Annotated in this window: 16 protein-coding genes; all 16 read right to left on the bottom strand. The window is 41.1% G+C overall.

Annotation, left to right across the window (positions count from 1 at the left end; translation table 11 throughout):
- Window positions 1-7: 7 nt before the first annotated feature.
- The 16 genes from MMO42_RS00680 to MMO42_RS00605 all read right to left on the bottom strand — a co-directional run bounded on the left by MMO42_RS00680 (window position 8) and on the right by MMO42_RS00605 (window position 14,829).
- On the bottom strand, window positions 8-895 hold the full coding sequence (locus MMO42_RS00680; protein ID WP_241318758.1) for a hypothetical protein: 888 nt from the start codon (window positions 893-895) through the stop codon (window positions 8-10).
- Entirely contained in the window at window positions 895-3,408 is a 2,514-nt protein-coding gene (locus MMO42_RS00675) for a glycoside hydrolase family 104 protein (protein WP_241318757.1), read from the bottom strand. Before MMO42_RS00675 ends, MMO42_RS00680 begins: the two co-directional genes overlap by 1 nt.
- A 181-nt stretch (window positions 3,409-3,589) precedes the next feature.
- Window positions 3,590-3,928, bottom strand: a complete 339-nt coding sequence (locus tag MMO42_RS00670; protein WP_241318756.1) for a hypothetical protein — start codon at window positions 3,926-3,928, stop codon at window positions 3,590-3,592.
- A gap of 203 nt (window positions 3,929-4,131) precedes the next feature.
- Window positions 4,132-5,427: a hypothetical protein gene (locus MMO42_RS00665; RefSeq protein ID WP_241318755.1), complete on the bottom strand. Its 1,296-nt coding sequence runs from the start codon at window positions 5,425-5,427 to the stop codon at window positions 4,132-4,134.
- A gap of 8 nt (window positions 5,428-5,435) precedes the next feature.
- Window positions 5,436-6,080, bottom strand: coding sequence for a hypothetical protein (locus MMO42_RS00660; RefSeq protein WP_241318754.1), 645 nt, complete (start codon window positions 6,078-6,080; stop codon window positions 5,436-5,438).
- A 1-nt stretch (window position 6,081) separates the two neighbouring features.
- The gene (locus MMO42_RS00655) at window positions 6,082-6,537 is read right to left on the bottom strand and encodes a GNAT family N-acetyltransferase (RefSeq protein ID WP_241318753.1); all 456 of its coding nucleotides are present in this window, start codon (window positions 6,535-6,537) and stop codon (window positions 6,082-6,084) included.
- Window positions 6,534-7,109 carry an aspartyl/asparaginyl beta-hydroxylase domain-containing protein gene (locus MMO42_RS00650; protein WP_241318752.1) on the bottom strand — a complete coding sequence of 192 codons (576 nt, stop codon included), beginning with the start codon at window positions 7,107-7,109 and terminating at the stop codon, window positions 6,534-6,536. The genes MMO42_RS00655 and MMO42_RS00650 overlap by 4 nt, the downstream gene beginning before the upstream one ends.
- On the bottom strand, window positions 7,109-7,441 hold the full coding sequence (locus MMO42_RS00645) for a hypothetical protein (RefSeq protein WP_241318751.1): 333 nt from the start codon (window positions 7,439-7,441) through the stop codon (window positions 7,109-7,111). The genes MMO42_RS00650 and MMO42_RS00645 overlap by 1 nt, the downstream gene beginning before the upstream one ends.
- A gap of 1 nt (window position 7,442) precedes the next feature.
- A complete protein-coding gene (locus tag MMO42_RS00640; RefSeq protein ID WP_241318750.1) occupies window positions 7,443-7,811 on the bottom strand; it encodes a hypothetical protein in 369 nt (122 codons plus the stop codon).
- On the bottom strand, window positions 7,811-9,208 hold the full coding sequence (locus tag MMO42_RS00635) for a packaged DNA stabilization protein (protein ID WP_241318749.1): 1,398 nt from the start codon (window positions 9,206-9,208) through the stop codon (window positions 7,811-7,813). The genes MMO42_RS00640 and MMO42_RS00635 overlap by 1 nt, the downstream gene beginning before the upstream one ends.
- Window positions 9,209-9,210: 2 nt before the next feature.
- Window positions 9,211-9,663 carry a transcriptional regulator gene (locus MMO42_RS00630; RefSeq protein WP_241318748.1) on the bottom strand — a complete coding sequence of 151 codons (453 nt, stop codon included), beginning with the start codon at window positions 9,661-9,663 and terminating at the stop codon, window positions 9,211-9,213.
- Window positions 9,656-10,138: a packaged DNA stabilization gp4 family protein gene (locus tag MMO42_RS00625; protein WP_241318747.1), complete on the bottom strand. Its 483-nt coding sequence runs from the start codon at window positions 10,136-10,138 to the stop codon at window positions 9,656-9,658. Before MMO42_RS00625 ends, MMO42_RS00630 begins: the two co-directional genes overlap by 8 nt.
- 3 nt (window positions 10,139-10,141) lie before the next feature.
- Window positions 10,142-10,594 (bottom strand): hypothetical protein, encoded by a 453-nt coding sequence (locus MMO42_RS00620; RefSeq protein ID WP_241318746.1) that lies wholly within the window; start codon window positions 10,592-10,594, stop codon window positions 10,142-10,144.
- Window positions 10,595-10,655: 61 nt separating this feature from the next.
- On the bottom strand, window positions 10,656-11,912 hold the full coding sequence (locus tag MMO42_RS00615) for a P22 phage major capsid protein family protein (protein ID WP_241318745.1): 1,257 nt from the start codon (window positions 11,910-11,912) through the stop codon (window positions 10,656-10,658).
- Between the two features lie 3 nt (window positions 11,913-11,915).
- Window positions 11,916-12,782 carry a hypothetical protein gene (locus MMO42_RS00610; protein ID WP_241318744.1) on the bottom strand — a complete coding sequence of 289 codons (867 nt, stop codon included), beginning with the start codon at window positions 12,780-12,782 and terminating at the stop codon, window positions 11,916-11,918.
- Window positions 12,775-14,829, bottom strand: coding sequence for a portal protein (locus tag MMO42_RS00605; RefSeq protein WP_241318743.1), 2,055 nt, complete (start codon window positions 14,827-14,829; stop codon window positions 12,775-12,777). Before MMO42_RS00605 ends, MMO42_RS00610 begins: the two co-directional genes overlap by 8 nt.
- Window positions 14,830-14,846 lie beyond the last annotated feature (17 nt).

Raw genomic sequence — 14,846 nt, 5'->3', positions numbered from 1 at the left:
ATTTGTCCTATGCTGGTAATTTTCTTAGTTCGAGCCAAGTCAGGATTGATTTAATCCCTGTGACCTTATATTTGCTTGCAGGTGGAACAATGAAGCTCACTGTTTTGGTTTGGGCATCTTCATTAGCATTTGAGGTGCGAACAATTGTGACCCCATCAACTTCACAGGTTGTATTGCGTGCAGCTGTAGCAATATCGCCATTGATAATGATGTTCACTTGGATTGGGCTTTTGGTGTCATTGGTGTATTCGGTATCAACTTCACGCGAGGTAGTCAGGTCTTGCCACTTCTGATCAAATCCAATGGATTTTTCAATGAAGTATTCAGCGTGTTTTTTGGGTGTCACAACCAAGTTGTCTGCCGTCCCTGCTGTTACTTCATCCTTGGTGGCAATACGTGAAATACCCTTCAATTCTTCAGTGGCATCAACAATTTTTGCGTCTACTTGAGCTTTTGAATAAACTGAAAGGTTGTCTCTGGATTGTTCTTTGTTGGGTAGGTCATTAAGGTTTTGTGATTTCTGGACCACATCAGCATTGATCTGTGCTTGAGTTAAACCTGTTGCTGTGTCAATCACAGCGTCAGTAGTCACACCCGGATTAAGATTGACTGTTGCTAAGTTCCAAACAGATTCTTTACGCTTATTTTGAACAGCAATTGAAACCAATGGTTCAGCGCAGAATAACTGTCGTGGTGCACCATTCTTCACAACATAGCCATTTCGAGTCCTTGCTGGATTCTCTGCGGGCATCGTCAGTTCAGCATCATAGAAAATGGCAATTGGAGAGAGAATCGGATTCTTATTAGACTCCCCAATAAAGATAAAGCCCGCATCTAGCGGGCTTCCATCTGTGTCACTGTATATGGGAAAAGGAGTTGAGACTCTGTTGCTCATTATGGGTTCCTCGGAGTCGGGTTTAGAGCCTTTTGAACTCGCGCTCTAGTCTTGTTGTCCTTAATGTGTTTAGTGGCAATTCGTAGAGCAGAAGCAACTGGTGCAGGGAATCCAGATAATCCAGACATCGTGATATCAATTGCAGCAAGTAGCGTTGCAGCAGTGTTGCTATGGTTCACCCCTGCTGACGCAGGAACTGTAAACAGTGTCTTAGAGATGTCGTTCAATGCACGAAGCTTTTCAGCACCTTGTTGGCCAAAGATGAAGTCAAGCTTGCCAGAATCATCTAACCGCTTAATTGCTTTATTTAATGCGGCAGGACTAATCATTTGATTACCTCGCGCATCAGGCGCAACACCCGCTGTGGCGGCATTCTTAATTTCTTGAAGGGTTTGCCCTTGGATATCTTTCCAAGCTTGCTTTCCTTCATCACCAGAAGTTAACAATGTTCGACGAGCAGTCCGTAGATCATCAAGTGAACCATCATGAATAATGCGTTTTTGAACATCTTCTAAAGCAACAATACGGTCATTTGAATTTTGCTTTTTCTTGGTCAAATCCTGCATGATTGCAGTTTTCTCCCAGCGTTGACCCATTCGAACACGTTCATTACGTGCTGCTTTATATAGAGTGCCTTCTACTGGCCCCACATGTTCGTCAATCATTCCCTTTAAAATAGATGCTTGGCGAATGTTTGGAGCTTCATTGTTTGTATTTGCATTAATCTCCTGCCTCCATGTCTCCATCTGCTTAATAGTTGGATTTTTAGAAACGAGATTTCCATTGGCATCACGCTGTGCAATACCAATGCTTTCTGCTGTCCTTTTAGCCGTAGACAAAATTGGAGTTGTTGGCAGATCTGGCTGTGAGTTCAAATAGTCAAGAATAGTTGTTGGATTACCACCATTGTTAATGGATACTGCCAAGTCAACTGGTGTCTGTGCCTCTGGCGATTTATCAGCTTTGTTGTAGGCTACACGCACACGATTCTTATCAGCTTGCAATTGTTTTTGAAGTGCAGAATCTACTGCTAAACCAACTTCACGCATGTTTGTAGCTTGAGAGCCAGTCGAATCAATAAAAGCATCAATGTTGTGCTGCATAACTTGGTGTTGATCTTCATAGCGTTGGCGTAATGGATCTCCAAGACGCGGATCCTTCGAAGTCTCAACCTCAAATTTCAATTGACTTGGGTCACGGCTCATTTGCCCTTCGGTTAAGTCAACTGGATATGGCAAGTCTTGCGACATTGCTTGACGTATAGTTGCAGGATCAACTTGTGCTGCTCCAATGTTCGCAGGTGCAGTACCACTGTTATCTACACGATTTAAACCTGTTAAATCTCGCAAGCTATCAACACCAGAGCGGACAGCATTTGATGTGGCTTGGATTGGTCTCTGTGCAGCTCTAGCAGCTTGTTGAGCAGTATCAGATATAGCACGTCCAGCTTGGATTGCGGCACCTTGAGCAATTGGATTAGCAGCTCTTGCTGCTTGTGCAGCTAATCCAATCTCAGCGGTTGCAGGAGATAAAGCAACTAATGGAGCTAAAGCCTCACCTGTTGCTTGTGCATACTGTTGACCAACCTCCGTTCTTGGTGAATAGGTTAAACGATCTGCATAATCAGCAGCCCTTTGCTCAACTCGTCTTGCTGCTTCTGGAGTTCCAAACTGACCACTTAGCACTTCTTGACCCAAGCCTTGTACTGCTCCACCTATAAGACCTGCTGTACCAGTTGTTAAACCTGTACCTAAGGACAATGCAGTTTCTCCTGCACCTAAAAGCCTATCCCCTAAACTAGGTTCTGGTTTTGCTTGAGTAGGCTGATTTGTTGGCTCGACTAAGACACCTTGAGCATCAAAATCAGGTAATCCTTGAGGCTGATTTGCCTTATCTTGCACTTGCCCATTTTGTCTAGCTTGTTGATATGCAGCAATAATGCGCTGTGATCTTGCAGCATCAACTTTTGGTTGGTCTTGCTGTTCTGCTTTTACTTGTTTTGCTTTATATGCAGCTACAATTTGGTCGGATCTGTTTTGGTATTGATCTCGAGCAGGATTGTTCAGCCCAATTTCTTCCCATGTTTTTTTAGGCTGTTTATATTTGCTTGGAGCGGATGGTAAAGATGCCCATGTCCCACCTGACTTTTGTATTGCTGTATTAAAGTCACCCTTTAATACTGATGGTAATGCTCCATTTTGAGCAAGCAAAGCAACTGCAGCAATATCTTGGTTTTTTGGAGAAAAATCTTCTAAGCCAAGTTGTTTGGCAACACCATCCCATGTTTGTTTAAGGAATTGATATCGACCTGCAGCATTGGTTCTATTCTTCTTGCCATCAGTTTGAGTAAACTCTTTCGATACATTCGGATGCTTAGATAAATCACTAAACTTTTCATTGCCAAATAGTGTATTGTATCCATGTTGTACGCCTTCAGCATTAGCAATCAAGTTAAGCATCTTTTGGACATTTGGGGAATCTAATAGCTTTTCAAAATTTTGTCTTGTTGCCATAACTTTTCCTAAGGTAATAAAAAACCCGCAAAATGCGGGGTTTTATTAATGTGGAAGGTTTAAATTCGCTTTTCGACTTTTATAAATCATATATTTGATGGATATTATGCAAATAAACTCACGATATTGGTGATTTAGCATAAATTGATTTATTTAATTTTAAGCCAAAAAATATGGAGATTTAGGAAGAAGTGCCATTACTGGGATTTTTTCCACAATGCTGTTCTACTCTGGATTTTAATTCATTAATAGCACTTTCAAAAAAATCTTTCCCAGATATTCCATCTGAGTAAATTTTTTTTATATCTTGCTTTTCGTATACATTAGTTAATCTAACATCCATATATAAAATACTAATGTGTATTTCGCAAAGCTTCCCGCTTTTAAAAAAATCTAGAACAATAGCTATTTCACAACCATCAACTTCTTTATTAAATGAAGAATAATATCCACTACCACCAACCTCGTCCAGCTTAAAGGTTTTAAAGTTTTCTTTTAAATAGGTTTTAAAATTATTCATATATTCATTTAACCATAATATGAGCTTCTAAATAAAGAAATTGGCGGACCTTTCTTTTGCCACAAATAATACACAAATATTTAGAAACCACCAATAAAATTAAATACCATTTTTCAATTAATTCCAAAGATTATTTGGATTAGTATTACAATTTTTCATTATTCTCTCTTCATAAATGAAAAGAGAATATCACAAGCTAAATTTTACAATCCATTATCATTGACAAATTTTTGAGCTTCTTCTGGAGTTATGCCAAGTGCTCTAGCAGCATCAACAACATCTGGAGCATAACCCTGCCCTCTGGTGGCGTAAATCTTTGTTTTCCTGCTTGCAGATTTTGCAGCTTCAGACATGATTCTAGCAATTTGAGTTAAGTTTTCTTGAACGCGCTTTGGACCCTGATTGATGTCTAAAGAAGCAATCGAGGATTTAAGGGCATCACCTTCTCGCTCAGTTAAAGCACCAAGACCTCTCATCTTGTCAACTTGAGCCAAGAATACTTGAGACTTAAGAGTTTCAATGTCTTTTGCATAGGAATTTTCTGTCGAACCAGGAACAATACGCCATAACCTATCCCAATAAGCCCCCCCATTCTCAGCAGTTATATTCGCAAGTCTCGCTGCATTGACTGAAGCATCGGCTGCATTTTTAGAAGCAACAGCTAGACCCTCTGCCTTTTCAAGTCTCTCCATCCGCTGTGTTGCCGTTTCAGCTTTTCTGGCTCTAAGTCTATCTGCTTCAATTCTTTCAGACTTGTCTAACCCATCATAGAATTGACGATCTAATTGCGCCAATTGATCATATTTGTATTGATTATCAAGCTCCGTACCACGTGCCTGATTAATTACACCTTGGTTACGATCAGCCGCAGCAAGAGGAATATCATTAGTTTCTGCATTAATTTTTGCTGTCTCTGCTTCCTTCTTAGCAATTTCGTAAGGTTGCATTTCGTTAGCACGATTTTGTTCATTTAAAGGAACAAATGTTTTATCAAACCTCTCCCTATCCACGGTGGATAGGTAATCTTGCATAAGGCTCTTAGCATTTGCTGGATTCTTCTTAATAAGATCTGCATAAAACCGCATTGATCCTGCATCTTGTTTTCTTCCAGAATTGTCATAATGTACCGCTGCTTTCTGAAAGACTTGTTCTGCTATATCTGGACTGTCACTTTTCAATGCAGCCAAAGCTTCTGATCCAACTCTCCATGAAAAGTCTTTGTCACCTTGACTCTTCTGTTGCCATACCTTTTGAATCGTTTCTGCTTGATCAGGGTACATTAGTTGGAAAGAAGTGAAGTTTTCATTTGTTTGGTTTTGGATCAATGATCTTGTGTCTTCAGCTCTTTGTTGTTCTTGTTGCTGTTTGAGTGCAGCCTGTTCTCGCTGTTGTTTAACCTGATCCATGGTTGCACCAAGTTTATATCCATTCCAAAGGCTATTAGTGAATACTTCAGAAGGATTTTGCACATTTAATGTGTAGTCATAGGGCTGAACCATATATCACCTCAATTAAAGCCATTTTTGTACAAATACATGCCACCTAGATTACCAATAGCACTATTAACACCATTCCACATTTGGGCGTTTGCTTGACCTTGGGCTAAAGCATTACCAGCTTGTGCTGCCCCACCTTGCTGCAATAAATTGCCAATGTTATTTGCAGACTGCATACCAGCATTACCAACACCAGCTGCGGCATTCTGACCAAGAGCTGTTAATCCACCAAGGTTTGTGTATTGTTGGTTAATCATTTGATTTAACAATTGAGGTGAGAACTGTGCTAAAGCTGCCTGTGTATTTCCACCACGCAAACCACCTGTAGCAGATGCATTCTGACGAAGTGAATTTTCGCCTTGGTCTAGATAGGTTTTGAATGCAGCACTATTTTGAATTCCATTAATTGCATCTTGCTGTGCTTGCATTCCATTTAAGCCAAGCAAGTCTTGTTGCCCACCTAATGCAGAAGTTCCCGCATTCACAAATGGACTAAGCAGTTCCCGCATTTGGTCAAATTGACGACGTTGTTCTTCAATAGATGCATAAGTTGAGTCTTGTTGTGCTCCTGCTGCTCGCTTAGCAGCACTTTTCTGAGCTTGGCTAGATGCAACTCCAGTCACAACTGCACTTCCTACAATTGCTGCCGCTACCATATCAATCTCCTAGCCATACTGAGTAGTAAGTTTCTACAGGTGAATAACCCAAGCGCTCAAAGAGCCATGAAGCATCCTTGTGAAGCTTCGAGCCTACAAATAAGCGTTGAACGCCACGTTTCTTGCATTGATCTTCTACAAATTTGAAAAGCTGAAATCCTGCACCAGATCCACGGTGATCTGGATGGACATAGAAGATATCCATTTGACAGGTCAAGCAAGTTGAATAGTGCAATCCAGGTGCAACAAATCCTATGAAGTAACCAATTAGCTCACCTGCATTTCTTAGAACTATAAATAGCAATTCGCCACTATTTTCAGCGGCGATGTATTTATCAAATTGTGGTGAGAGTGGTACTTTATCTTGGTTTAAGGCCAACTCTTGGTAGTGGATTGGCAAGAGAGGCTTTAAGTAGTCCAAGTTTTCTTCAAAACTCTCTACATGTGCTGTAATCATTTTCTCACCTTGATATCCACGACCATTGAAAGTCGATCAATAGCCGAATTATTGATGACTTCATGCTCAAGTTTGTTGTTGAACCAAAAAACATCGCCTGTTTTCATGTTTAGCTGCTCATCACCAGCGCGAAGAATACAACCTGCAGCAGACTGCAATACAACATGAAACCGTGTGTAGTAATCAGTGTGTTCTGGTGTATCAGCATGAGGATAAATGCGCCCACCCGGCTTAATACGATTGATCATCACACGACCAAGACGTTCACCTTGAACCAATGCCATCAATCCAAATACAATTTGACGTGCTTCTGCAAGAACTGCGAATGCTGGATAATCAATACTTTCATGCTGATCAAACTGACCTTCACCACGCTTGTATTTTTCTAAATCTTCTTCTTGCTCAAATACTCGCTTTTCAGGAAATCGAAGCATAATAGAATCTATTTCACCAAATGGTCCCTGCGGGTAATCACGAAGATATGTGTCTTCTTTCCATAACTCAGGATGACGTTTGATATTGAGCATCAAAGGATTTGTATCTGCTGTAGTCAGGATATGGAAGTTATTCATTAAGTAATCTCCCGACCTGATGCACGAATCGTTAATGCTGATGCAGTATCAGAAAGCGTACTAATGAAGCTTCCAGATTCTAAAGAATGGCCTACAAGTTCAGGACAAACATAAGTTTCTCCTGCACTAATTGATTTCTCTTTAATAATAAGATTTGAGCTTGAAGCAGTGCCACCAACCAAAACCAAATTGCAACTAAACTTTGCTACAGCGGCAGATGTATTGGTTACTGTGAACTTATCAATTGTTGTATTTGCTTCAGCTGTAAATTGAGTGGTTTGGGAATTTTCAGCCACTTTTGAAGGGATGATGTTTAATACTTTTACGCCCATCTTAATAGACCTCTAAATTTAGATTCATCGGCTCTGTAAGCTGATAGGAAGGAATGATTACGTTTTGCTGAACGACTTCTGTTCTTGGGCTTAAGTCTTCGAATTGTTGAGTAGTGCAAACATGCTTAGGCTCAGTTGCTATGATTTCCGCAAGTTGTTTAACTGCATCAATAAGCGATAATGCTAAGAAGGCTTGAGCGGTTGCGGTATCGGCGGTAATCTGAGCTGCTTCAATTGCTTCGTCTGTAGGATCGTTGTTGATAGGAAGGATTCGGGATAGGTTTTCGAATGCCTTAACCAATCGTTGATTACCACCACACATACGCTCTAAATCGCTGCGTAAGACTTTGAATTGATCTGTGGTAGCCATTACACCCCCAAGGGCTCTATATAAGCCTCTATGCGCGCTACAGTGAGTCTGCTATCTGATGTGCCTGAGAACTTCTGAATGCGCCAGTTGTTCATATAGCCCTGTTGAAACCAGACAAGTCGCTTATTCTGCTCGCCAACTTTTCCAGACCTGATTTGTTTTGGATTAGACCAATTCATTCCATCAGATGACCATGATGTAGAAATGATTGGATTTTTATGCAAGGCAACTCGACCAGTAAGGCAAGCTAATTCGATCTGATGAAAGATGGCACCGCGAGATTCGTTATAGAGAATTGTTGTTCCAAATTCCCATGAAACTTCCTCACCCCAGTGCTCACCATGCTCATTTGTGAGAACACCTAGTTTTGCAAGAACAGGATGTCCTGCAATCCACTTTCCATAGCACCATACAAAGTTTTGAGCCAAGTATTGGCTTTTGACCAGACCAGAACTTAATGTGAACCAGACAGGCTGTTGGGTGGCTTCTGATGCGGCTGAGTCATAAACAAGGGCTTGATCAGGTAAATGTAAATAAAGCCAGTTATGGCCATCAACTAAGCGCGATTCCATCAAGCATTGAGAAAGAATATCTTCACTGTATTGATGAATGATTTGTTCAATTTCACGAGTAGAGATTTTGTTGGTTGAGCCATTGGCTGATAACCACAAAGCAACTGGTTCATTCTTGCCACCACCAAGGAATGCGACTGCATCCATATACTTGCAGCAAGTCTTTGTACCTAATGTGCCACGAGTTCCCATTGCTCCATCAATACGGGCAAATGGGAAATTATCTCCGCCAACGTTATCAAAGATCTCGATTGTGTACCGGTTAAGTGCATACACTTCGTTGCGTACTTTGATCAATGCATTGATTGGGTCTGGATCAACTTCCGAAGAGCCATATTTCAAAGGATTTACTTGGAAAGGATCATTCAACTCAGTAATGACAAGAAACTCACCATCTGTTGTCATGAAATACCCATCCACCCAAAGCACATCGACCACAACACCAAGATCGTTATCAGTGATCTGCTTTAATTCAGTGCCATTGTAGAGATACAAATGAGGATGTGAGTTGATAGCCAAGTAATCAAATGAATAGTCAAAGTTGCATTGTCCATAACCCATCAATTCAGCAATTTCTGTCACTACACCAGAGGCATCAACCTTAATAAACTTGTTTCCGCAAACTCGATAACAAGTTCCATTCCATTCAATACCACCACGATCAACAGCAGGAACATTAGCAAATTGATCAATGCCCTCAGCAGGTCGAAGATAACCTTGAGAAATCCCCTGTTCTTTAGGCACTGGAATCATGTTTCGTGGGTAAGAAGTGCGAAAATCTGAGTTCTGATCAGTGTAAATGCCATTTAAGATAGGGATTTGCATGTTTACCCCGCTCGATACCAAGTACCTGATAATTTGTCGTACTGAATCTTAAAGAAAGCTGTTGCTGAGATTGCATTGGGTGCGCCAACTACAGCGGCACCATTGCCATTTACAGTTAAATATGTGATTTGCTGTGAGCATGAGAATGAAACAATTTGCTTATCTAAAACCTCAGCCGCATCAGGCAAAACTACTGTGCCATTTGCAATCCCTGTTGTTGGATTGAGCAATAAAAAAGTTCCCTCTGGATGATTCTCCACATAGAGAGTGAAGTCACCATTTGGGTTGTAGTGCTGCACTACAGGGGTTTTAAATTCTGGAATTGGAATGTCTTTGAGAATCTCATCTTTTAAAACATCAATTGGAACTGCTCGGAAGTCTGTGCAATTACCACGATAAATTACAACTTGATCACCCAACATTAAGGAATCAACAGTATTAAGTCGTTTACTCATTAAAGAACTCCACATCTTGTGTTGGGGATAAAACGTTATTGTCTTGCTTATTGACAATGAACTTGTCACAACGATATTTATGCCCTGCGCCACTTGGCAATGAGCAGCTATATTTCATTTGTGGTGGCATCTTGACTGCCATTCGTACCAAGTTGTTATAAGCTTCAGCAGCTTGTGTTTTAGTTTCAGGTGAAATAGCTTTACCAAATGCGGGCGCAATCTTAATTGCCAACTTTAAGTAGATAGCTTCAACAGCATAGTCAGGAACATTGGTTTCTTGATCTAGATCACTGCTGTTGGCTTCACTTGGCAATGGATAGCCAATCTGGATATTTTTAGATGACCATACTGCAACCATCGTATCCATTTTGCGTCTGGCACTTTCATACTGGTCAGGTTGCAAATCAAAGGACGTTGCCGCAAGACCTATTTCTTCAAATGCTTGATCAATGATTTGCCGCTTTGTCCATGACATGGCTTATTCCTCTTCTGGATCAACAAAAATAGGATATTCAGCATCAAAAACAAGCTTTACAAGCTCATCTTTGCTATCACGAGCGCCATATTTCACTTGTTTTTCATCAAGGATTTTGCGAATTTCACCAGCATCTAATTTACTTAGTTCTAGTTGGCGAATTTGTTGGCGCAATTTATTGTTTTCAGCAATAAAGGTAGATTGCAGATCAAGTATTTTCTCGTCCTTTTGCTCAATTGTCTGTAGTGCTTCAAGCAACTCTTGCTTTACTTTATTTAGTTCACCACTTGAACCACTAGCTTTTCCAATCACAATAACTTCAGGTTCTTTTAGCTCTGCGTAATTGACATAGCCTTGCTCACGCAAATGCTGTTCATGCTCTTCTCCATCCGCAATGACATGTTCATAAGTTTTAGAATCACCGCGGTACAACGCTTTAGGGTATTCATCTGACATTTCAGCCTCCAAAAATGACAACGCCCGCAATAAGCGGGCATTTGTCGTCACTAGGTCTAGGTTAGGTTTGATTAAATAGCTCAATACCAGCCATTTCTGGATTTACCATCACCACACCAAACATAGTGTCTAAACGATACTTTGTTTTCATTGTGTTGATGTCATATTGCTTCTGGAATACCAGTTCAATACCTTGATCTGTGGTTGCTCGAAGTACAGCAGCACCCGCATTTGTTGGCACAGCATAGCGAGCTGGAATTAACTCAATTGCATCACGGTGCCAGAAAGGGTTTGCATAAGCAGTTACAGTGTTCAGCATAGTAATAACTGCACCATTGGCTGGTGTAGCACTCACATTCTGATATTGCTTTTCAGCTTCAGTAGTACCTTGACCAGAAACAATTGGAGGTGAAATTACAACGGATGTAGCACTATTCACCTTAACAATTCGGAAAGTTTTTAGCTGACCAGTTGCTTGCTTAGTGATTTGATGAACAGATTCAACACCTGTGATAGTGAATGCATCACCTTCTTTAAGTGCACCACCTGTTACTGCAACCGTAATGGTTTGATAGCGGTTATCCACATTACTTACTTCACCAGTGCCAGCTGTTGAAGTGGCTTTAGGTGTGTAATATTGGTTAGCAGCACCAATTGTTACACCTGTTGCTGTTGCAGCACCTAAGCGCTCTGAGTAGTCAAGTTTGAATGCATCAAAACCTGCAACATCACCAATGTATGCGCGATCGTATGCAGTTTGAACCTTCCCTACAACATTTTGACGCTTAGCCAAGTCACCTGCCATTGAATTGTAATCACGCGTTGCCAAAGCAATTCGACGATCATTCATCTGCACACCCTGCTCATTCATGATTGCATCAGCAAGAGCCACATCGTCAAATCCTGTTGCAGCACCTGTGCGCTTGACAACTAAAGTACCCTGTAATGAAGCAACTTTAGATACTGCCAAATTGATATCTGAGGCAAGTTTCTGTTTTGCAGCATCACCAAGTCGGTTTTCTTGCAACTGATCTCGCAACTCTTGTGCATCAAGAATCCAAGGGCTAGATTTTTTATAGCCAATTGTTGCAGGTACAGATAATTGAGTTTTATCTTTGAAGTTACTTGTTTGATCCATACCATCATAAGATGTTGCAATGTATGGCATTGGACGCCAAATGGTATTGTTAGAGCGTTCAGCTTCAACATCATTCATTCGATACTTATTTACAAGTTTTGAAAGAACAAGTTGATCTTGAAAACCTTCCAAAAGGTCTTCAAATGCTACACGTTCTTCTTTACTAAAAGCATTAGACATAAATTAATCCTTATTCTGTTTTTGTGTGCGCTTATACTGGTTTACTTTGGTGTAATCACCTGTCTTTTCAGCTTCAGCGCGTAACTTTTCTAGAGTCGAGTCAGTAGTTCCGCTTAACGAGCCTGAACCTGCGACTTTTCGCTCAGGTGATGTTTGTGGTTTTCGTGTCTGAACTTTTAATTGGTGATCAAGTGAACCCGCCTCAAATGCGAATTGAATTGGATCTGTAATGCTTGCAAGCTTCTTAGCCTTTTCAGGATTTGTACCCAAGTGATAGATTAGCAATTCAGGTTGTTTAGCCCCCATCACAATCATGTTTTGTTGAAGCTCATTTAAAGTGCCTCTCGCAACTTCTTCGGCTTCATCAAAATCACGAACTTTGTGTTTGGTTTTGAGCTCTGACTTCTTGGCTTCATAATTACTAACACGGTCTTGCCAGCTCTTATTAGCCTTTTCCTGTTCAGCTTTCTTAGCTTGCTCTTGCTGTTCGTATTGAGCTTTCTTTGCATACCAATCAGTTATTTGGCGATCAAACTCATCTGTGTCATAACCAACACTTTCTAAAGTAGGCTTCTCACCTAAATCGATTTCTGCTGGTTTTCGATGTACAGACAACTCGGATTCAAGCTCTTTGATTCGCTTCTGATTCTCACGTTCTTTTTTGCGTAAATCCTTCACCCACTCAGGTGCTGGCTCGCCTCGGAACGGATCTTCTTGCTGTTGTGGCTCTTCACCCTCAATTCCAATGAAGAACTCTTCTGTTTCAGCTTCCTCAGTGTCAGGTTGTTCATCATCTCGATGTTCTTCCTGCTCTTGAGTTTCTGTTTCCAGCTCTTCATTTTCGATTTGATCTTGCTCTTGTTCAGACATTTGTAACTCCCTCACTCATAGGCTGAGCGGACGCCATGCTTTCATTAATTTGCTGATATAAAGCTAAGGCAGAATCTCTCTGCCCTATTTCCATATCAGATAAGGTTTTTGCTGTATCAGCTTTGGTTTGCTCTGTCTTAGCAGCAGTAAGATAAGTGTCGGCCTGAGCTTTCATAGCCTTGGAATGTGCTTCTGCTGCAAGAGCTTGCGCTAATTCTGTTTGTGGATCAGGTGGCTGATTCTGTGCAGCCTCCATCATCTGTTGCTGCTCTTCCTCTGTAGGCTCAACGACACCAGCTTGAACTAAGTACTTTCGATAATAGTTGCGGAAGTCTTTAATACCTTCGCCTTCCATATTCATGTAAATCATGGCTAGAAGGATTTTTAAGTCTTGAGGATCAGTCGTGTAAGGGAGTAACGCTTGCATTGAACGAACAATTGCTGATTTCTTGCTTGAAGACGTTGGACCAACATCAACACCAACATCAAAAGATGCCTTCGTTAAATCGTTCTCATATTCAAGGCCTGATTCACCAACAACTGGGCGCGACAACTCTGCACTATCAACTTCATCTTGCTTGCCGATCGTCTTCATGCGACGACCTTCTTCAACATAAAGTTCTTTGGCCATTGATAGCCAAATAGTTCCGCAGCGCTTAATTGCCTTAGCAAAGTTATCTACATAAATGTAGGACTGCATGCCAAGCTGACCCTGAACCAGATCAATTGCTTCTGCACTCACATTTGCACTGATCTTTTCACCCTGTTCTTGGTTACCAAGAAGTTCTTTGATGTCTGTATCGGTGATTTGAAGCAATGCGCCTAATGCCTGTGGTATAGCAGGCGGTTTTGTGTAGGATGTAGGCCCTGTTGCTACAATATTTCCTTGAGCATCTTCTAGTTCATTGATGAGCAGATATGGATTATTAACCAAATTGTCATTAGCCCACATGTTCTCAAACCCTGCTACTTGAGCAGGAGTTAAAATCGGCTTTTCAATAGGCGACAATGCTGCAATCTCACCAAGTCGGCTTAATTGCATGTTCTTGAGTCGTTGAGCATCCTTACATAAGCGAACATGCCCCATGCAACGCTCTACATTGTCAATGAACCAGCGTTTGCCATAGACAGGAACAATTGGAATGAATCGACCAGCAATGTAGCCACAATCTTCTAGAATTGATGATCCACTCATGATGTACTTGTGTACTTTGCATCGCTCATTTGTCTTGATTCGAAGCTCTTGAGCGCCTGTTGCATCAAGCTTTTCACGAATAGAAGTATCTTTTTCAAGCTCTTCTTCTGTGTGTCGTTCTTCAGTGCCATCGATCAATTGGAAGATGTGAACCTTCTCTTTGACCTTCTCCACAACGTAGTATTCGGCAACATAGACGATGTCAGGTGTGCACCAGTCAAATTCATCATTGCGAATATCTTTGTTCCAAGATGCAGGGCTTTCTTTGTATTCTTCCTCATAGCGATCAGGTGTCATTGATGATAGAACAAAGCAAAACTTAGCATCAGCTTTGTCTTGACGTTTTGCATCTAAGTCAAAGAAGACACATGAATCAGCATCAAAGATAGGTTCGATTCGGATGCGCTGACGCTCGTTTTCTTCGTCTTCCTCATCTTCTTCACAAGCACGTAATCTAAAAGCACCAAAGCCACCACCAACAGCTTCCTCGAAAGCATTGTCGTAGGCTTCTTCTGCCCCTGAATCCTGCTCATCAGCGCGATACAACCCGTCACAGGTGTCAGCTAAATCATCATTCTTAGACCCATCTTTTGAGACAAAATCTACTGTGATTCGATTGTTCCGGTACTCGTTAATAATACGAATGACAGCCAAGTGGATTTTGTTGACTTCAAATTTTGGTTTGTTTGCGAACTGCTCACCCAATTGGCCTTCCCATTGGGCGCCAGCAATCGAATAGAAACGACGATCCTCTAAACACTGTTGACGTTCATCTCTAACAGCGCTTTGAATAATGTCGAATTGCTTTTTTGCACGGGCGTGAATGTCCACAAGTTGATCTTTTTTAGTCACAACTTGACCTCACTTAA

It is taken from the genome of Acinetobacter sp. ANC 3882, from assembly GCF_022549545.1.
GTDB lineage: Bacteria > Pseudomonadota > Gammaproteobacteria > Pseudomonadales > Moraxellaceae > Acinetobacter.
Note: the sequence above shows the minus strand (reverse complement) of the source record. Positions and strands in the feature narration are given on the sequence as shown.